This is a genomic window from Bartonella sp. CL63NXGY (assembly GCF_042194905.1).
Classification (GTDB): Bacteria; Pseudomonadota; Alphaproteobacteria; order Rhizobiales; family Rhizobiaceae; genus Bartonella.
The window spans coordinates 1-646 of the sequence record NZ_JBHINK010000117.1 but is presented as its reverse complement, the minus strand read 5'-3'; the positions used below and the strand labels follow the sequence as shown (position 1 = coordinate 646).

Annotated in this window: 1 pseudogene; it reads right to left on the bottom strand. The window is 41.5% G+C overall.

Annotation, left to right across the window (positions count from 1 at the left end):
• Positions 1-646 (bottom strand): annotated as a pseudogene (locus ACFIK0_RS09590) (hypothetical protein); the annotation flags it as partial.

Genomic DNA, 646 nt, shown 5'->3' with positions numbered 1-646 from the left:
CCAGTAAATGCACTACCAACATTATTAAAAGAACTGTCTGTTATATTACCAGCTGCATCAACCTTCGATAACTTGTAGGTTGGTCCTGTAAACGTACTGCCAACAAATTTTGCATCACCACCAAAAAACTTGGCTAAATCCTGAGAAATCGTGTTGATCTGTCCACCCGTAATCGCATCATGTGAACTCTCACCAATGACACCATCTTTGACATTATGAAGCGCAACTGGTCCTGCATCCTTACCTTTACCTAAAGTCACACTGCTATAATCAGTTTTACCATCTGCCTGTTTATCGTAGAGAACCACTGCTGAATCATCAGACTGAAGGCTGCTGGAAAGATCCTTCAGACTTGCATCAAGCTGCGCTTTATTGACTGCCTCGTCTCCATTTTGCGCTGCCTTAACACCAGAAAGAATTCGAGCATCACCATCACGATTTAAAATATTGATTTTATTGCCGCCTCTTTCCGCACCAATAGTAATAAGACCCATCCTATCCTGCTTAACAAGGCTATCACTCACTACATTCGTAATCTCTTTGCTGATCTCATTTTTTACATTCGTAACAGAATTACCAACTCCAGCCAAAGCATCCGCCACATTGCCATAGTCTATCTCTTCAGATTTACCATCATCCTTAACTG